The organism is Pedomonas mirosovicensis, assembly GCF_022569295.1.
Lineage (GTDB): Bacteria > Pseudomonadota > Alphaproteobacteria > Sphingomonadales > Sphingomonadaceae > Pedomonas > Pedomonas mirosovicensis.
Window position 1 is genome coordinate 765864 of record NZ_JAKFIA010000002.1, and the last position, 18968, is coordinate 784831.

Genomic DNA, 18968 nt, shown 5'->3' on the forward strand with positions numbered 1-18968 from the left:
CGCTGGCCTTATCATCCGTTAAGGCTGTGCGTCTTCGAGCACTGAGCGGATGGCACGGGCGAGGTCATGCTTCCGGTAGGGCTTGCTCAGCATTGCGCCGTGCTGGAGGCTGCGCTGGCTCTTCTGCGATGCCGTCTCCGTATAGCCGGAGGTAAAGAGCACCCGCAGCCCCGGATGCCGCTCCTGCGCTGCATCCGCTAGATCGAAACCGGTCATGCCGCCTGGCATGATGACGTCGGTAAACAGCAGATCAATGGCGGCAGCGGTTTCAAGAAGCTCCAGAGCACGGGGCGCATTCTCAGCCTCGATTGTCTTGTAACCAAGTTCTTTGAGTTGACGGACGACCATAGCGCGCACGTCCGGGTTGTCTTCTACAACCAGGATAGTCTCGGTGCCGGTGGGCAGGCGGGTCGTCCTGATCCGCTGCTCGTCGCGTACGCCATCCGTGGCGGTGACGCGGGGCAGGTAGATCCTGATGGTGGTTCCCTGTCCCGGCGCGGTATCGATCTTCAGATATCCGCCGGATTGCCTGACCAGTCCGTAAACCTGGCTGAGACCAAGGCCAGTGCCCCGGCCTGGCTCCTTGGTGGTGAAAAAAGGCTCCAGGGCGCGCGCGGCAATTTCCGGCGTCATGCCGACGCCCGTGTCCCGCATGGCAAGCATGGCGTAGTCGCCGGGAGTCAGCTCCGCATGGCCGGCAGCATCGGCCTCCTCCAGATGCACATTGGCCGTCTCGAGCGTGATGGTTCCGCCGCCCGGCATCGCATCACGCGCATTGATGGCGAGATTGAGAATGGCGTCGTCCACCTGCGCCGGATCGACAAGCACGGTCCCGAGATCAGGAGAGGTTGCGGTTTCGACGCGGATGTGCTCGCCCAACGTACGCCGGAGCAGGGCGACGATATCAGAGAGCCGGTCGTTCAGATTGACGGCCTTCGGCTCCAGAAATTGCTTGCGCGCGAAGGCGAGAAGCCGCCGGACCAAGTCTGCGCCCCGTCCCGCAGCGCTGAGAACTTCGTCGGTGAGTTCTGCCTCCTCCGTACCGTCGGTGAGCAGCTCGCGCAACAGTTCGGCATTGCCCAGTATGACAGCGAGCAGGTTGTTAAAGTCGTGGGCAATGCCGCCGGTCAACTGGCCAATGGCGTCCATGCGCTGCGTCTGTTGGACCTGTCTCGCCAGTTCATTGCGCTCGGTAACGTCACGGACAATCAGCTGCGTGGCTGCCATTTCGTTATATTTAACCGTAGTGGCGATAATTTCCGCCTCGATCGCAGTTTCATCGGGGCGCTCAAGCCTTTCCACCCGCGGCATGTCAGGCAGATGCGATGGCATGCTCTTAAGCGCCTCAAGGAGTTTCTGCTGGGCCGGTTCCAATCGACTGATCCGCTTGCCGATCAGAACGGCCGGGTCCCGCGCTCCGAGCAGTTGGGCTGCAGGCCCGTTGGCGAAAACGATCTCTCCCCCGGCTTCGACGAGCACGCCATCAGGCAGCGCTTCCACCAATCCAAGATAGCGCTCGGCATTTTCGCGCGCCGTGATCTCGGCCAATTTTAATGTGGTGACATCCTGGCAAACTCCAAACAACGCCGAGGGTGCGCCATCGTCACCTCGCTCCGCCCGGATTTCCGACCAGCAATAGCGTACGTCGCCGTCCGGGCGAATAATCCGGAATTCCTCACGGGCCGCGATACCGGAAGCAAAGCACCGTTGCAGTGACCGTTCGATGCGGCCCCGGTCCGATGGGTGAAGCCTGGCCAGAACTGCATCGAGCGGAACCGGGCCTTCACGCTTCTCCAATTGGAAGATGCGATGCATCTCATCCGACCATTCAACGGCGTCGATGTTGCGCGGCAAGCGCCAGTTCCCAAGCCTGGCGATCGCTTGCGCTTCCGCCAATTGACGCTTCTGGTCCTCAAGGTTGCGCGTCCGGATCTGGACCAGCCGCTCAAGTTCTTGCGTTTGCCGCTCGAGCATGCGCTTGGCGGCGGACAGCTCCGCCTGGCTTGCCTGCAGTTTGTGGTTGGTGTGAACGATGTCCTCGAAGGTGGACAAAAGCAAATCAAGGATCTGCTCCTTGTCCGACTGGATCACGAAGCGTTGACCGAGGAACATGACATCGACGCCGCCGTCATCCTGACCGCTTCGCCTGACCGTCCGATTGTCGAGCACGGTCCGGACACGTTTGATCAGCAAGTCCGGATCATAGGGCTTGGTCAGAAAGTTGTCCGCGCCGCATTCGAGGCCCGAGACGATATCCATTGGATCACTGAGAGACGATAGCAAGACGACCGGAACCTTCGCGCCGTCTTTTTGTGCCTTCAGCCGCCGGCACAAGTCATAACCCGTCATACCCGGCATGACGATATCGCTAATCACCAGTTCAAAGCGGGCAGGGTCGAACAGCGCCAGGGCCTCCTCGGCGCTCGTGGCAATCTCAACCTGGAGGCCGGCGGATTCCAGCACGAAACGGAGTTCCGCCGCCTGGGTCCTGCTGTCTTCCACGACAAGAATTCTAGCCACCCGAAACTCCTGTCATATTCCGCCGGGTCAGCTCGATCAGGCCGGCGGTGATCTCGCCGAGTGGCAACACCGTATCGACCACGCCTTCGCGCACGGCCTCTCCCGGCATCCCAAAGACGATCGAGGTCGCCTCGTCCTGGGCGATAACTCGCCCCCCAGCTTGCTTGATTTCACGCAGTCCTTCAACGCCGTCCCGTCCCATGCCGGTCAGGATCAGCGAGAGGGCCGAGGCGCCGTAGTGACGCGCGACGGACCGGAACAGGTAGCTGGCGGATGGACGAAAGCCATCGACCGGGGCCTCGCTTGTCAGCATGAGGCGCGATCGGCTCGCCAGTCCGAGATGCTGGTCGTCCGGGGCGAGATAGGCTGTGCCTGGGCAGATGCGTTCCTGGTCTGTCGCCAGCTTCACATGCAGCGGGCAGACGCTGTCGAGCCAGGTCGCGATGTTCTGGGCAAAGCCTTGGGCGACGTGCTGCACGATCAGGATAGGCACCGGGAAATCCACGGGCAGGCCGCCCAGGATATGTCGCAGGGCGGCCGGCCCGCCTGTCGAGGCGGCAATGGCAATGAGGCGAATGGGCGCCTCCTCGAAGATGTCCTGCCGCGCTGGCGGTTGCGGCTGGTTCCGCCGCCACTGACGCACGACCTTGACCTTCGCCATGGCCTTGAGCTTGGCCAGAAAAGCCTCTTCGATCCGCCGCTTGACCGACGTATCAGACGACGGCAACTCGAGCACCGCGACCGCGCCGCCGCACAGATCAAGCATCGAGCGGCCTGTCGGCATAGGCTGGCCTGCCTGCTTGAGCAGCACGATCGGGGTCGGTGCCTCGATCATGATTTCCTGGCCCGTGTCGAAGTCTTCCGAGACGCAGAGATCGAGCCCGAGGACGACCAGATTGGGGCGATGGCGCTTCGCCAGGGCAAGCGCCTCGCGTCCGGTTGTGGCCGTGCCGACAACCTGGACCTGGGGATCCTGCTCGATCAGGCGGAGGAGCGCAGCGCGCGTGGGCAACGAATTCTCGGCGACAACAACCTTTATCAAGACGACCTCACAGCATGCGCGCCACAGTATCGAGCAAGCGCTGCTGATCGAACGCGCTCTTGACCAGATAGGCGTCGGCTCCTGCCTCTAGACCACGCGTCTTGTCATCCTCCGTCTCCCGCGCAGTCACCAGGACCACAGGAACGGAGCGCAGCTTTTCAGAGCGGCGCATCGCCCGCGTCAGGGCGATGCCATCCATATGAGGCATCTCCACATCCGTTACCACCAGGTCGACGTCTCGTTCCTGGAGCAGCGCCCAGGCTTCAGCCCCGTCGCACGCCACCAGAACCTCGTAGCCGGCGGCGGCCAGCGCCGACTGTTCGAGCGTCCTTGTTGTGATTGAATCATCGACAACAAGCAGCCGCCGCTTTGTCGGGGCGGCGTCCGATTTTGCTATCGACGGGTGCAGAGCCGCACCCTGCTGGTCAAGGCTCATGGCGAGGGCCGTGGGATTGATGACGAGGGCAAAACGGCCATTTGGTAGGATGGTTGCACCGGCAAACAAGGTGATGCCCGCCAGCCGACGGCCCAGGCTACGGATCACCAGCTCCGCCTCGCTGAGCGGTTCATCGATCGCCAGCGCGATCTCGCCCTGTCCCGCCGACACGATAACGACGTTCAGCCAGCTTGGCCCGGCAGGGTCTTGCTTGTTGCGTACGCCGAGCCATTCCGCCGCCCCAATAACCGGGACGGGCAGGCCATCCTGCAAGATGACGCTCCGACCGTTGAGCTGGCGGATCGCTTGCGTCTCGACGCGCATCAGCCTGTGCACATACAGGCTTTCGATCGCGAAGATCTGGCTGCCGCAAGCGACCAGCAATGCATGCGTCGTCGTGACTGTCAGCGGCAAGCGGATCGAAAAGCGGGCGCCTGCGCCGGGCGTTGACGTAACGGAGATGTCGCCGCGCAGGGCCTCGACAGCGCTTCTCACCGCATCCAGTCCGACGCCGCGGCCTGAGATCTCCGTGACCACGGTTGATGTCGAGACGCCTGGCTGAAAGATGTGGCGAATCAAGGCGGCCTCGTCATCGTTGGCCTCGCCCCATCCGTGGCGTTCTGCCTGTTTCCGGAGCGCGCTGATATCCAATCCTCGCCCGTCGTCCTCGACAATGACTTGCACCTGCTCCCCGATCAGCCTGGCTGCAACGGTTACGCGCCCCTGCGCCGGCTTGCCCGCTGCTTCCCGTTCCTCGCGGGTCTCAAGGCCATGGTCGAATGCGTTGCGGACCAGATGGCGCAGCGCGTTGCGAAGTTCCGCAATGATCGAACGGTCGATTTCGACCTGTCCTCCCTCGATTATCAGTCGCGCGTCCTTGGCACTGGCGGAGAGGAGATCGCGAACGGTCCGGTCCAGCCCCTCGCACGCCGTGGCAAAGGGCTCCATCCGGGTAGCCCGGATCTCGGCCTCGAGCGAGGTGGCAGCGTGGTCGATCGATCTCCGGTTGGCTGCAAAGCCGGTAGCAACGGCCTGCAGGCCCTTCTCAAGACTGCCGAGGTTCTCAGCGAGCATTTGCGCTTCGCCCGCCAGGCCGGTCCCCTTGGTGCGATGCTGGGCAACAAGTGCCCGCATGTCGTTCCGGGTTTGGGTCAGTCTGGCCTGGAGGTCTGCCAGCGCCTCCTCAATCGTTCCGGTTCGTGACCGGGCCAGTAGCAGTTCGCTGCTCTGGGCGAGCAGCATATCCAGCCGCTGGGCAGGAAGCCGGATATGGGTCTCCGTTGCGGTTGCCGCTGCTGGTTCCTCGGGTTCGGTCGTCGGGATCGGTCTGGCAGAACTGCCGGGCATCGGCGCAGGCGTTTCATCGAAGGCCGCCAGCCGCGCCAGCAGGTCACGCATGGCACCGCCCTCCGGCTTCTCGCCGCGCTGGATCCGTTGCCCGGCCTCGGAAATGGCGTCGACCGCGGCATAGAGCAGCTGGAAGAGGGCGTGGTCAGCCTCTCGTTGTCCATCGCGCAGCGCCGCGAAAATATCCTCAAGATGATGGCAGGCCGTCTCAATGGGCCGAACATCAACCGAGCGCGCGGCGCCTTTCAGGCTATGGGCAGTGCGGAACAGCTTCCTGAGAAGCTCGGCCCGCTCCTGGGCGTCTGCCTCCTTTTCCAACCGCAACAGATCGCGTTCCAGGTCGCGCACGAGCTCTCGAAGCTCGCCCTGGAATGTTGCCATAAGATGTTTGATGAGATCCTTGCGTTCCATCGTCAGCGGCCATACCCGGAAAGTCGCTCCTTAAGGGTAACGCCCAACGCATTGAGATTCTCTGCGGCCTGTTCCGCCTGCCGTGTCGCCGCCAGATTCTGGCTGCTCGCCTGATTGATGTGCATCATGGCTTGGTGGATTTGGCCCATGCCAGTGGCCTGCTGCCCGGAGGACGCAGAAATGTGAGCAGCTGCCAGCGCTGCGTCCGCGATGATGGCGGCCAGCTGAGTAATGATGTTGCCCGCCTCGCTGACGGCGGACAAGGCCTGTTCAACGCTCCGGGCTCCTTCCTCCGTAACGCGCACCGATCGGTTCGCTGCCTTTTGAATATCGCCGAGGATGCGGCGCACCTGGGCGGTCGCTTTCTTCGACTGATCGGCCAATGCCTTGATCTCGGTCGCCACAACCGTGAACCCTCTGCCGTGCTCGCCGGCGCGAGAGGCCTCGATGGCGGCGTTCAGCGCCAGAAGGTTGGTCTGCTCGGCGATGTCGGTGACAGCGGCGATGATGTCGCCGATCGACTGCGCCTGTTCGGCCAGGTTTACAACGCTTTCCGCAATCGACTCGGTCTGACGGCGCACCGCCTCCATCGCAGAGGTGGTGTCCGCCACGGCCTTTTCACCGGCGCTGCTCAGCTCGACCGCGCGTTGTGACGAGACCTCGACGGCCTTTGCCCGCTCGGCAGCTTGCTCTGCCGTCTGCAGCACCTCATCCACCGTCGTGATGGTCTGGGCAACGGCAGAGGATTGCTGCCGCATGCCGGCCGCCTGCTCGCTGGTGCCGGCGAGGATTTCCGCAGTTGCCGTCGTGAGGCTGCTGACGGCTTCGGAGATGGCGGATAGCAGGTCTTCAAGCGCCTGGCGGTCTCGCGCTTCCGTTTCTATTCGCTGGCGTAGCTGGCTCGTCATCTCGTTGAATGACGTGCCAAGAGCAGCCAGCTCGTCCTCGCCCTGAACGGGGGCTGCGGCATCCAGATCGCCGCCGCTGATCCGGTCTGCCGCCGAGGCGAGCGCACGGATCCGCCTCGAGATATTTTGGGCCATGCCGACGAGCGGCAGGAGGGCAAGGAGGATGATGCCAGCGAAAAGCCACTGGGAGATGTTAAAAGCTTCAACGGCCTGGCGAGAGGCCGTCTCGCGCAGGTCAAGACCACGATCGACCAAGGCTGAATAGTCGCTCAGCGAACGGTCAAGCTGGGCAAGAGCAGCCTCTGCCACGGCCGGATCCTCGGTTGCCAGAAAGCGATCGAGCACAGGCCGGACATTCGTACGCCAGAACAGTTGGCGTTCCTGGATGTTCGTGATAACCGCCGGGTCGGTCTCCGCCGCAATGCCTCTGGCGCGATCGCCGTTGGCCATGTCTTCCAGATTCTGTTCGGTCAGCTCAATCTGCTGCCGCAGGCGATCCAGATTCTCGGCGCGCGTTGCGCCTGTCTCGGAATGATGCTTGTACGCAAAGTAGAGGATACGATGGGCGGTACGCGCCTTCGCGGTCAGCGAGGTGGCGGCGAGATCGGCCTTCAATCCCTTCGCTTCGTAAATATTCCAGGCAGCGAATGCCACCGCCAGAATAAAGAGCGCGATCGGTATCAGCGTGAGCCTTGTTGAAAGACTCGCGGTGAAGCGAGAGCTTGCAGTCATGTCGTCGGTCCCCCCTGAATGCCTCATCCGCTAATGAAAAGAGCCGGTTCCGCAAGCAACGCCGCGCCATCCAGTATGACAAGCGCATCGGCGGTCATGCCTCGCACGCATGTTCCACCCGTGGCAAAGGCCTGATTGGCGACAATGGCGTCGCTGGGCACGCGGATGACCCGCTCCACGCTGTCGGCGAGAATGCCGAACTCACCCATTTCCCGGCCGACTACAATGACATAGGACAGGTCGCTCAGCCCCTGGGATGTGAAATCGAACAATTTCCTCAAATCGAATGCAGGCAGGATTTCGCCGCGTACATTGCAAATGCCCGCAAGATAAGAGGGTGTCCTTGGCACGATCGTCAGATCGCGGACTTTGGCAATTTCACGAACATAGGCCGTTTCCAAGGCAAAGCGATCCGTCATCACGCGCCACGTGACCACTTCGAGTCCCTCGGCAACATCCTCTTCCCGGCGCAAGGGTTGGGCCAGAGCGCTGGCGCGCTTTTCAAGGCATTCCTTGGCATGCTCGGTTGACGGCTCAAAGGCGGCCTCTACCGCTTCCGATGCCCTCGCAAGACGCTGCCGGAGCCGCTGCCAATCTGTCGCCCCCTGACTTGATGTGGTGTCCGTCATATCGCCTCCTCAAGGGATGAGAGGAGTTGATCGAACTGCCGCTTCGCAGCCCGCGCAAGGTCTCCGGCCGTCTCCCCGTCCGTAAGCGGTACGATTTCCTGCTCGGGTCTTTCGGCAGATAGAGCGAATGTGTTCTCGAATGCCCGGCGGGCGGCCATAAGATCACCTTTGCCCAGCAGCGCCATGCCCAGCATCATATGGGCTGCGGCGAGACTGGGGTTGATATAGAGCAACTGACGCAGTGATGTGATGGCTTCCTCCGTCCGGCCATCAGCCAGAGCCAGCGTGGCCAGCAGATAGCGTGGTTCGACGGATAACGGCACGCGCCGGATCACCTCCTCTGCGGCCTGCTGCGCGGCGCTGATCTTGCCTTGGTCAGCAAGCGCCCGGATCAACGCGAGATCGATGTTCTGATTGTTGGCCCCAGGTTTCCGCCGGCCGGTCGGACCGGAGGGCGAGGGGATGTCTGCCAGCTGCGGCGCGTCTGGCCGAAAGGCCGCCCTTGGTGGCGCTGCGGGCCGCGCATGATCGAGGACTTTCGGTAGGATCTTCGTCTCGGCCATGGGCTGCAGGTCGGCTTGGTCTATCCGCCGGTACAGCACCCCAGCCGCCGTGATGACGGTCTTGTAGGGGGCATAGGGCCACAACGGTGGATCTGACGGACCGGTGAGCAGCCAGCCGCCATCGGCCAGGCAATCGAACAGTCGCCGGGCAACCGCCTGCGTCGTCGCGGCATCCAAATAGATGAGAACGTTGCGGCAGAGAATGAGGTCCATCCGGGTCAGGCCATCCTTGGGGGAGGGCCGGAACTCGGAGGCAAGGTTGAGATAACGGAAGCTGACGCGCGACCGAAAGCGGTCGGCCAGGCGAAACCGGCCGGCGTCCTTCATGAAATAGCGGTCCGCGAGCTGCCCGCTGCCGTCGCCTCTGAGCGCCCACGGGCCGTAGACAGCGGCGCGCGCCTTGTGCAGGGCATCTCGCGAAATGTCCGTCGCCAGGATATGCGCGCGCTCCGCCCAGCCTTCTTCTTCGAGAAGGATGGCGAGCGAGTAGGCTTCCTCGCCCGTGGCGCAGCCAGCGCTCCAGATATGAATGGGCGCGCCGGCCGGGCGGCCCCGGTCCAGGTCCGGCAAGATCGTCTTCTGGATCAGCTCGAATGAGGCGGGGTCTCGAAAGAAGTAGGTTTCACCAACGGTAATCTCGTTGACAAGCGCCTCGAACATGGCCTCGTCGGTGTGAAGGGCATGCAGCAGCCAGTCCGGGTCCGCCATTCCGCGGATGGCGATGGTTCGCTGAATCCTCTTCTCGATCTCTGCCCGCCGGTCGGGTGGGATGAGCAGCCCCAAACGGTCCTGAAGGTAATCGATTGCGCTGTCGATACCAGCGGAAGAGGGCAGGGAGCGGATCACGATATCGTTGTCTCCGCTGTTTCCGCCAAAGCCTCGTCGAGCGTTGCTTCCTCGGCGGCAGACAGGAACGTCTCCAAAGACGCGATGACAACCAGCCCCTGGGCAAGCTTGGCGACGCCGGCAATGCCGCCTGCCACCTGCACCAGCGATTGAATCTCCTGAATCTCGTCCGGCGACACCTCCCTCAGCCCCAGGACATGGTCGACCCGGAAGGCGACTTTCCTGTCGCCGGCACGGGCGATCAGCAGGTGATCTGCCGGACGTACCGGCGCGGGGGGAAAGCCAAAGCGGGTGCGAAGGTCAAAGACGGGCACCACCTCACCCCGAACGTTGATGATGCCTTCCACGGCAGCGGGCGCACGGGCCAGGGGCGTAATCGCAACGGCGCGAACGGCTTCGACCATATCCTCAAGCCAAAGCCCGAAAGTTTGAGAATTGAGGCTGAACGTTACGAGTGTCCGTCTCATTACTGTCCTGTCGCCCAAGGCGGCGCAATTGGAACAAATGTATTATCTAGCATCTCGTGAGAGCATGCCAGCCTCAAATGCGATGCGGAGCGCCTCGGATAGGGAGCGGACGCCAAGCTTGCCCATGAGGTTGGCCCGATGCATCTCGACCGTGCGAATGCTGATGCCAAGTTCATGGGCGGTCAATTTGTTCGGGAGCCCGCGCCCGAGGGCCTGCAGGACCTCCAGTTCACGCTTGCTCAGCTTCGCGAGCAGCTCGGCGCTCCGTCCTGTCTCGCTGGTCCCGCTGTCCTGCTGTTCCCACTTCAAGAACGCTGCCTTGATTGCGGCAACCAGAGCCTTGCCCTGATAGGGCTTCTGGACAAAATCGCATGCGCCGGCCTTCATGGCGGTGACGGCGGCGGTAATGTCACCGTGGCCGGACAGAATGACCAGCGGCCACGTGACACCCTGGCTGGCGAGCGCTTCCTGAAGCTTGAGGCCGCTGACTGCCGGCATCCTGATATCGAGCAGGATGCACCCCGGCTGCTTGGCTTCGATGTCATTCAGAAATACCAGGCCGGACCCGTAACATTCGACAGTATAGCCCTGCCGTTGCAGAAGGCGCGCAACCGTGCGGCGGAGCGCAGCATCGTCATCGATGACATAGACGATTTCCGGTTTTTGCCCGTCTGGTCTCATTGCCCCGACTCCGCCCCCCTACGACATCGAGTACTCGCAACATAGCGCGAACACAGAAAACCGAGAATTGAGAAATCAACGACCAATCAGGCCCCAGGCTTAACAGTCAGATGGCGTGAAGCAGGGGCGGCAAGCTGTGTTCGGCGAGACATCAGGATGATGCTCACGCAAAAAAGTGGCCAAAAATACTGTAGATTCCACAGCTGTTTTCCGGACCCCGGACATTCCATAGTGCGCGTGACGTAAGGCGAGTTGCTTTGCTTATCAGTGCAAGTTGCGTTGCTTACCTGGTATTACGGCCAGGTCCCTAAACGGTGCTCCCCTGCGGCCATGATCGCGGCTGCTCGAGCTAATGACCGTCTGAGGGCAGGGGCCTGAAAGACCGGCATTGTCCTTTCCAGGCGAGACGGGACTTAAGTGCTCATTTTTTCAGCACATGGCGGCAGGCTTAGGCATATCAATGCCTTAGAGGCGTTATATATGAAGAATATACACGGTTATCCACAGTTTGTGTGGATAAGCCGAGCATATCTTCCGGCCAATCACACCTCTGAATCGCAGACACCGTGGGCAGGAAGTCGGCAGTGGTTGCTCCCTATACGGAAATGTGGATCGAAGCTGGGCATGGCTTTAATTTAACATAATCTTGATTATACGTTTTAAGTCGACCCGTGAGGGAGTGCGAACGCATTCCGGTTCAATGCTACACCATGGTCGGTGTCCTCGCCCTGTTGACGCTTCTCATGAGCGCCAGCGCTCTGGGCTTCTCCCTTTTCATGCTGAGCCTCGTCACCCGCATCCCGATACCGGAGCTGCCTGCATGAGCCCAGGGATTGGTCATGCCCTGGGTGCCCAACGCCCGCTACGATAAACCGGTCATCCGCTTCGTAGCAGCCGCCCCTCCCCCTCGCCGCAGCTATCACGGAATGGTTGTAAAGCTGACGATGGTTGTCTTGCCGATATCATCCCATTATCGTGTACAGTATACAATAAGGGGAGGAAGATGTGAGGCAAGCAAGACGTGCAGCTGCAATCTGCGGTCTCGTGCTATCGGTGGCCTTGGCGGCGCCGTTCGGGCCGGCGGCCGCCAGCGCCACGGCAGATGGCTCTACTCTGACGTTGAAGGCCATCTATGGGCCCGACGCGGTCAAGCTCGACGACAGCCTGGTCACCAAATGGTTTGAAGCGGGAAAGGCCTATACGGCCATCGAGAAGTCGGCCACCGTAGCTGGAGGCGTCGATCTGGTTCGGTATGAAACGGCCTCCGGCAAGCGATCGGTGCTCGTCGATGCATCTTGGTTGGTGCCCGCCGGTGCAAAAGTGCCGCTGCAGATCTCGGATTATGATTGGTCGACCGACCGGGCCCAGGTTCTGCTCTTCGTCCGTGCGCCCGGTGCCCGGCGCGGCAACCCGGCAGGCGATTACTGGCTGTTCGACCTGAAAACCAAGGCCCTGCACAGGCTCGGAGGCGATGCGGCGCAATACAGTCTGCTTTATGCGACCTTTTCGCCGGATGGCCGCCGCATCGCCTATGTGTGCGGAAACAACCTGTTCGTCGAGACAGTGGCGGATGGCTCGATCACCCAACTGACGCAAGACGGCGGAACGCTCATCCTCAACGGCCGGAGCGACGTTGCCTATGAGGAGGAGTTCAGCCTCGGCAAGGCGTTCGAGTGGAGCCCGGACTCGCGCCGTATCGCCTATTGGCGGTTCGATACCTCTGGCGTGGGCACTTTCTATCTCATCAACAACACCGACGGCATCTATTCCAAGCCGATTCCGCAGCAATATCCCAAGCCCGGCACCACCATCTCGGCGGTGCAGGTAGGAACGGTATCGGTGGAAGGCGGCGCGACGACGTGGTTCGCCATCCCGGGCGATCCGCGCCAGCGCTACATCCCCCGGATGAGTTGGGCAGACAGCTCGTCCGAAGTTCTGATCCAGCACCTGAATCGATTGCAAAATCGCAATGAGGTGCTGATCGGCAAGGCCACCGATGGATCGGTGCGGCAAGTGTTCCTCGACGAAGATGCCGCATGGGTAAACGTGAACGACCGGCCCGCATGGATCAAGGGCCGCTGGTTCACCTGGCTGAGCGAGCGCGACGGCTGGCGGCACCTCTACCTGGTGTCGCGCGATGGTAAGAAGGTCGAGCTACGCACGCCAGGCGACTTCGATGTGGTGAGCATCGAGAATATCGATCCCGAGCACGGCACCGTTACCTACATCGCCTCGCCCACCAATGTGACGCAGCGATACCTGTATCGCGCGAGCCTGACCGGCGCGCCGAAGCTGGAGCGGCTGACGCCGGCGGGACAGGAAGGCTATCACGCCTACGATATCGCGCCGGATGGGCGCTGGGCATTCCACACCGTTTCCCGCTTCGGCTCGCCGCCGGTCACGGACATCGTCTCCCTGCCCCAGCACAAGTCGGTGCGGACAATTGCCGGCAACGCTGCAATGCACAGCTTCGTTGAGGGGCTTGCGCGCGAGAAGACGGAGTTCTTCAAGGTCGATATCGGCGGCGGCACGCTGCTCGATGCGTGGATGATGAAGCCGCCCGGCTTTGATCCGGAAAAGAAGTATCCGCTGCTGGTCTATGTTTATTCCGAGCCGGCCGGCCAGACCGTTGCCGATAGCTGGGGCGGAGACCGCTACCTGTGGCATCTGATGCTATCGCAGCAGGGCTATCTGGTCGCCAGCGTTGACAGCCGAGGCGCAGCGGCCCCGCGCGGGCGGGAGTGGCGCAAGAGCATCTATCGCCAGGTCGGCATCCAGGCCTCGGCGGATCAGGCGGCAGCGGTGCGGGCCATGCTCGCCAGCCGGCCCTATATCGATGCCGACAGGATCGGCGTGTGGGGCTGGAGCGGCGGCGGGGCTATGACGCTCAATGCGATGTTCCGCTATCCGGATCTGTATAAAACCGGGATTGCCGTGGCCGCGCCTGCCAATCAGCGGCTTTATAATGCCATCTACCAGGAACGGTACATGGGCCTGCCCGAAGACAACGCCAAAGGCTATGCGGAAGGCTCGCCCATCAATTTCGCGCAGAACCTGAAGGGCAACCTGCTTATCATTCACGGCACCGGGGACGACAACGTCCATTACCAGAATCTCGAGCAACTCGTAGATCGGCTGGTGGCAAGCAACCGCCAGTTCCAGATGATGGCCTACCCCGACCGATCGCACGGGATCAGCGAGAAGCCCGGCACGCGACTGCACCTGTTCACGCTGATGACCAATTATTTGCACGAACATTTGCCTGCAGGAGCGCAGGCCAGATAAGGCGACGGGCCACCCAGTCAATCGACTGCTCCGTGCGAACGTGGCCAAGCGCAACCGACACTGATGAAGATCGCCTCCGGGTTATGCCCGGGGGCGACCCTCTCCGGACTGTGCCCAGGGATGGCTCTGCCATGGCCCGCAGAGAGCGCCCGCCCACAGCAGATTAATCCAGATTACCTAAATTCTTGCCAAAGGTCATAAATCGTATACCGTATATTTACCAAAAAAGGGGGTCGGCTGCTTCACCGCAGCCGAATAGGAGGAGAGATCGCATGATCCGCACCAAGTTCGTGTTGCTGACCGCTGCAGCTCCCATGATGTGGGCTGCTTCGACCCATGCCCAGGAGGCCGCGCCAGCGGCCGCTCCGGAAGAGGCTGCGATTATCGTGACCGGCTCGCGTCTGCCGGGCAGCGACCTGACGGCCGCCGCGCCGGTCACGGTGCTCGACCGCTCCGAAATCGATGCCACCGGCGCGACCAATCTCGGTGAGTTGTTGCGTGAACTACCGGTTGCGACCGCCTCGGCCAGCGACTCGGCTGGGCGCGGCAATGGGGGCAGCGCAACGGTGGCGCTGCGCGGCCTGAGCGCCGTCAATACGCTGGTGCTCATCAATGGACGCCGCGTGCTGCCCAGCAGCGGCGACGGCATCGTCGACCTCAACAGCATTCCGTTCGAGGCCGTGGAGCGTGTCGAGGTGCTGCAGGACGGCGCTTCCGCCGTCTATGGCTCTGACGCGATCGCGGGCGTGGTCAACCTCATCATGCGTAAAGACTTCGACGGCCTGATGATCAAGGGCGGCTACGGTATCTCGAGCCGCGGCGATCTGCCGAACCGGGAAGTCAGCGCGACCTTCGGCCAGAAATTCGACCGCGGCAGCTTCGTGTTCAGCGGCAGCTGGCGCAAGGCCGACGGCAATCTGATCGCCGATCGCCCGATCAGCCGGGACCCTGACTGGCGTTCCAAGGGCGGACGTAATTTCCGCGATCCGCTGCCGACCGTCGCCGTAGTGCAAGGCCTGCCTGGGTTCGGGGACCAGGAAATGATCCTGCGCGAGGGCGTTGGCCAAGCCGCATCCACCGCCGATTTCCGCGCCTTCCAGTTTCCAGGCACCGGCCAGACCGGGCCGAACGACGGCATCAACTACTGGCAATATGAAACCAGCGCCTCGGATATCGAGCAGGTCAATCTCTGGTTCAATGGCGAGTACGATATAAGCTCAAGCGTCACGGCCTTTGTCGAGAGTTCGTATAACCGCCGCACATCGCTTGGCTATCTGGCGCCCGATTATTTCGGCGCGGTTTACGGCGATCCGATCATCGTCAGCGCCAATAATGATTATAATCCGTTTGGCGTCGACCTGAGCGTCGCCCGGACGATCGGCGAACAGCCGCTGCGGGGGCGGCGGCAGTCCAATGTCACGTCGAATACCTACCGTATCGTGGCGGGCCTGCGCGGCGATATCGCCGGGGACTGGACCTGGGACCTGTCCTACAATCACCAGAACCTTGACCAGAATACTTTCGGCGGCGAAGGCGTCCTGCGCGATCGTCTCATCCAGGCAGCCGGTGACTCCGATGCGTGCCGCGCCGCGAACAATGGCTGCGTGCCGATCAATCTGTTGGGCGGCCCCGGCTCGATCACGCCCGAGATGCTCGATTTCATCTCAGCCGACAGCTACACGCGGATCAACGCCAGCCTGGACTCGGTGGTCGGCAACGTCTCCGGCACCCTGTTCGCGCTGCCGGCGGGCGATGTTCGGATGGCGGTTGGCGCGGAGTATCGCAAAGACAGCTTCTCGGTGGATTATGATCCATACTCGGAGATCAACGCCTTTGTCGCGCGCTCGCTGACGCCGGATGCGTTCCCGCCCTCACGCAAGGTGAGCGAGGTTTATTCCGAAATCGCCGTGCCGATCCTGGAGGATGTGCCATTCTTCCGTCAGCTCTCCTTCGATGCGGCAGTGCGGTACTCGCATTACAATGCGTTCGGCAGCACCACCAATCCGAAGGTCGGCGTCAAGTGGCGTCCGGTTGAGTCCCTGATGCTGCGCGGCTCGTGGGGCACTGGCTTCCGTGCGCCCTCCTTCACCGAGGCCTTCGGCCCCCGCTCCCGCGGGTATCAGACGATTGTCGACCCCTGCTCCGGTCCCAATTTCGCGTCGCTGCCGGGCTGTGGTGGCCGCCAGGCGCCGACCAACACCACCGGAGCGTTCGTCGTCAGCGGCGGCAACCCGGATCTGACGCCGGAGAAGGCTAAAAACCTGACGCTGGGTTTGGTCTACACGCCGGAGTTCCTGCCCCGCTTCTCGCTGACGTTCGATTTCTACAGGATCACCAAGGACAACGTCATCAGCACGGTCAGCCGGAACTTCATTCTGGAGGAGAACGCCGCAAACGGCAGCTACGCTGATCGCATCACCCGCAATGCCGACAACTTCGCCGTTACCGAGATCATCGCAACCCGAGAAAATCTCCTGACACAGAAAATCCAGGGTTTCGATCTCGGCCTCGACTACACCACAGAGGAAGGGCCATTCGGGCGATTCAATGTGCGGCTCGACGTCACCTATCTCGACAGCTTCAAGCAACCGCCAGCCCCCGGCGCCGATCCCGAGGAACGCAGGGGCACCTATACCGACGAGCTGGGCACGCTGGCCAAATTCCGCGGAACGGGCCGGCTTACTTGGTCGCTTGATGGCTTCACCGCCAGTTACGCGGTCCGGTATGTGGGGCCGGTCGAGAATATGGGGTCCTTGCTCGTGAACGGCGAGCACTTGCGCGCCGGTAGCTATTTCCAGAACGACCTCGTGGTGAGCTACCTCCTCGAAAGCGCAAAGACCAAGTTCACCCTGGGCGTCGAGAATATCTTCGACAAGATGCCGCCGTTCCTGGAAGGCAATTTCGCCAACGGGTTCGACCAGACGACGTTCAACTCGCGCGGGCGCTATTTCCTCGTGCGCGTCGAAAAGCAGTTCTAACGCGTGGCTACTCTTCCCCCGAGGGCGACCCTCGGGGGAAGAACCGAAGGGATGTGAAATATGAGCACGTTGCGATTTTACTCTGCGGCGACGGCAATAGGACTGCTGGCGCTCTCAACCGCATGTACGCCAGGCGGCGCCCCGGATGATACCAAGACAGCGGCAACCGGTACTGCATTAACGGAGCAAACGCGCCAGCAGGGCGGGCCAAAGCCGCCCGAGCAGATGGCGCTTTCGTTCGAGCATCTCGATCTGTCGCTCAAGGCCTATCCCGATCAGAAACGGATCGAAGGCGACGCCAAGCTGAGCCTGCGAGCCACAAAGGCTGTGCCAGTGCTGATCCTTGACTTTTATCCGGGATACGAGGTGGAAGGCATTTATCTCGATGGCATCAAAGTGCCGCCCTCGGATTATACCAACCCGGAAGGGCAGCTTCGCATCAAGCTTGCAAAGCCACTGCCCGCGAACGCGGCCACCGAGGTGCGCGTCGTCTATGCGGGCACGCCGCCGGTCGCCAAGCGCCCGCCCTGGGAAGGGGGCGTTACCTGGACCAAGACGCCGGATGGCCAGCCTTGGATCGACACCTCCCTGTGGGGTGGCGGATGCGACATGCTTTTCCCCTGCATCGACCATCCCTTGGGCAAGACGGCCCTCGCCGATCTTCACTATACGGTGCCCAAGGGGCTGATGGCGCCGGGTAACGGCAGCTTCGTCAGCAAGGTGGATGAAGGCAACTGGACCACGTGGAACTGGCGGGCCCGCAGCCCTCATACCTATGGCATTGTGTTGGATGTTGCCCCCTACAAGGTCATGGAAGGCGACTACAAGAGCCGCTTCGGCAACACGATCCCGATGCGGTTCTATTATTTGCCAGGAGAGGAAAAACAGGCGGCGGAACTGTTCAAGGAATTCCCGCTGGCGCTCGATTTCTTTGAGTCTCAGATCGGGCCCTACCCCTGGGCCGATCAAAAGATGGGAGTGGTCCGCGTTCCCTTCTCAGGCCTGGAGAACCAGACGCTCAATGGCTATAGCATCGACTACACGAAGACGATGTACGGCTTTGATCCGCTGATGCACCACGAGTTCTCGCATGAGTGGTTCGCAAACCAGCTTTCCAACGCCAATTATGACGATCTGTGGCTGCACGAAGGCATCGGTTCCTACATGCAGCCTCTTCTCGGCAAGTATCTGAACGGTGACATTGATTACATGTCCCTGCTCAAGGCGCAGCGCGCGATCATCCGCAATGAAAAGCCGCTGGTCAGCGGCGCGGAGCGATCAGAGAAGTGGGTCTATGCCGATCCCACCGGCCCGCGCGGCGACATCTATCCCAAGGGCAGTTGGGTGATGCATACCCTTCGAATGCTGATTGGCGATGATGATTTCTACGAGGTCATCCGCCGCGTCACCTATGGCCGCCCTGATCCGAAGCCCGGCAATTTCACGCCGCAATTCGGCACCACCAAGGGCTTCATGCAGACCGTCAACCAGGTAACGGGAAAGAACTACGACTGGTTCTTCAACGTGTATCTCTACCGCGCGCAGTTGCCCGATCTGGTAAGCGAGCGAGAGGGCAATACGCTGAAGGTGCGCTGGCAGACGCCGGATAACCTGCCCTTCCCGATGCCAGTCGACGTGGCGATCGACGGAAAAGTCGTAACCCTGCCCATGACCGATGGCCGGGGTGAGATTACCGTAGCGCCGCTAGCTACGGTCACGTTCGATCCCCATTCGAAGATCTTGCGGCAGGAAGACGCCATCGACCGCTTCCAGGCATGGCGTAAAGCGCACAAGGACGACGAGACGCGCTGAAGCTCCATGGGAGGATCGACTTTAATCGGACCAAGACACGGCTGAGGCGGAGACACTTGAGGCAGTCATAGCCGATTATGAAGCGCTGAACGCTCGGTCCAGTGTGGGTGTGACGATCCCGCCTGGCCCGACGTCAGCGCGCCTCGGCCTTGAATAGACCTCGGCCAGCTCCGCCTCGTTCTCGATCTGAGTGCCGGGGTGCTCTGCGCCCATTTGAGCCGTTTGGGTCCCGTTCCTGAAAATCCCCGCCGCAGGCGAGCATCAGCGGACGGATCAGAAGCGGACTGCCCCGCTTCTGTCGGGTTGCCCTC

General features: G+C 61.8%; 11 protein-coding genes. 3 read left to right on the forward strand and 8 right to left on the reverse strand.

The annotated features are described in order from the left end of the window. Nucleotides 1–18 precede the first annotated feature (18 nt). Genes L0C21_RS16150 through L0C21_RS16185 form a run of 8 tightly spaced genes read right to left on the reverse strand, consistent with a single transcriptional unit; the run spans nucleotide 19 to nucleotide 10582 of the window. On the reverse strand, nucleotides 19–2520 hold the full coding sequence (locus tag L0C21_RS16150) for a response regulator (protein WP_259279433.1): 2502 nt from the start codon (nucleotides 2518–2520) through the stop codon (nucleotides 19–21). Next, entirely contained in the window at nucleotides 2513–3562 is a 1050-nt protein-coding gene (locus tag L0C21_RS16155; RefSeq protein ID WP_259279434.1) for a chemotaxis protein CheB, read from the reverse strand. The genes L0C21_RS16150 and L0C21_RS16155 overlap by 8 nt, the downstream gene beginning before the upstream one ends. Before the next feature lie 7 nt (nucleotides 3563–3569). Further along, nucleotides 3570–5756 carry a hybrid sensor histidine kinase/response regulator gene (locus tag L0C21_RS16160; protein WP_259279435.1) on the reverse strand — a complete coding sequence of 729 codons (2187 nt, stop codon included), beginning with the start codon at nucleotides 5754–5756 and terminating at the stop codon, nucleotides 3570–3572. Between the two features lie 2 nt (nucleotides 5757–5758). Further along, complete coding sequence (locus L0C21_RS16165) at nucleotides 5759–7423, reverse strand: methyl-accepting chemotaxis protein (RefSeq protein WP_259279436.1); 1665 nt, start codon at nucleotides 7421–7423, stop codon at nucleotides 5759–5761. After that, nucleotides 7420–8025 (reverse strand): chemotaxis protein CheW, encoded by a 606-nt coding sequence (locus tag L0C21_RS16170; protein ID WP_259279437.1) that lies wholly within the window; start codon nucleotides 8023–8025, stop codon nucleotides 7420–7422. The genes L0C21_RS16165 and L0C21_RS16170 overlap by 4 nt, the downstream gene beginning before the upstream one ends. Then, a complete protein-coding gene (locus L0C21_RS16175) occupies nucleotides 8022–9434 on the reverse strand; it encodes a CheR family methyltransferase (RefSeq protein ID WP_259279438.1) in 1413 nt (470 codons plus the stop codon). The genes L0C21_RS16170 and L0C21_RS16175 overlap by 4 nt, the downstream gene beginning before the upstream one ends. Next, nucleotides 9431–9901, reverse strand: a complete 471-nt coding sequence (locus tag L0C21_RS16180) for a chemotaxis protein CheW (RefSeq protein ID WP_259279439.1) — start codon at nucleotides 9899–9901, stop codon at nucleotides 9431–9433. The genes L0C21_RS16175 and L0C21_RS16180 overlap by 4 nt, the downstream gene beginning before the upstream one ends. A 42-nt stretch (nucleotides 9902–9943) precedes the next feature. Then, entirely contained in the window at nucleotides 9944–10582 is a 639-nt protein-coding gene (locus L0C21_RS16185) for a response regulator transcription factor (RefSeq protein ID WP_259279440.1), read from the reverse strand. 1044 nt (nucleotides 10583–11626) lie between these two features. Between L0C21_RS16185 and L0C21_RS16190 the strand changes: the two genes are divergently transcribed. The 3 genes from L0C21_RS16190 to L0C21_RS16200 all read left to right on the forward strand — a co-directional run bounded on the left by L0C21_RS16190 (nucleotide 11627) and on the right by L0C21_RS16200 (nucleotide 18657). Further along, entirely contained in the window at nucleotides 11627–13867 is a 2241-nt protein-coding gene (locus L0C21_RS16190; RefSeq protein ID WP_259279441.1) for a S9 family peptidase, read from the forward strand. A 272-nt stretch (nucleotides 13868–14139) separates the two neighbouring features. Further along, nucleotides 14140–16845 (forward strand): TonB-dependent receptor plug domain-containing protein, encoded by a 2706-nt coding sequence (locus tag L0C21_RS16195; protein WP_259279442.1) that lies wholly within the window; start codon nucleotides 14140–14142, stop codon nucleotides 16843–16845. 60 nt (nucleotides 16846–16905) lie between these two features. Continuing rightward, nucleotides 16906–18657, forward strand: coding sequence for a M1 family metallopeptidase (locus tag L0C21_RS16200; RefSeq protein WP_259279443.1), 1752 nt, complete (start codon nucleotides 16906–16908; stop codon nucleotides 18655–18657). The last annotated feature ends 311 nt before the right edge of the window (nucleotides 18658–18968 follow it).

What these genes read in the sequence shown, in the direction of transcription:
- L0C21_RS16160 (WP_259279435.1), bottom strand. Translation starts at nt 5,756, where the DNA reads ATGGAACGCAAGGATCTCATCAAACATCTTATGGCAACATTCCAGGGC.
- L0C21_RS16165 (WP_259279436.1), bottom strand. Translation starts at nt 7,423, where the DNA reads ATGAGGCATTCAGGGGGGACCGACGACATGACTGCAAGCTCTCGCTTC.
- L0C21_RS16170 (WP_259279437.1), bottom strand. Translation starts at nt 8,025, where the DNA reads ATGACGGACACCACATCAAGTCAGGGGGCGACAGATTGGCAGCGGCTC.
- L0C21_RS16180 (WP_259279439.1), bottom strand. Translation starts at nt 9,901, where the DNA reads ATGAGACGGACACTCGTAACGTTCAGCCTCAATTCTCAAACTTTCGGG.
- L0C21_RS16185 (WP_259279440.1), bottom strand. Translation starts at nt 10,582, where the DNA reads ATGAGACCAGACGGGCAAAAACCGGAAATCGTCTATGTCATCGATGAC.
- L0C21_RS16195 (WP_259279442.1), top strand. Translation starts at nt 14,140, where the DNA reads ATGATCCGCACCAAGTTCGTGTTGCTGACCGCTGCAGCTCCCATGATG.
- L0C21_RS16200 (WP_259279443.1), top strand. Translation starts at nt 16,906, where the DNA reads ATGAGCACGTTGCGATTTTACTCTGCGGCGACGGCAATAGGACTGCTG.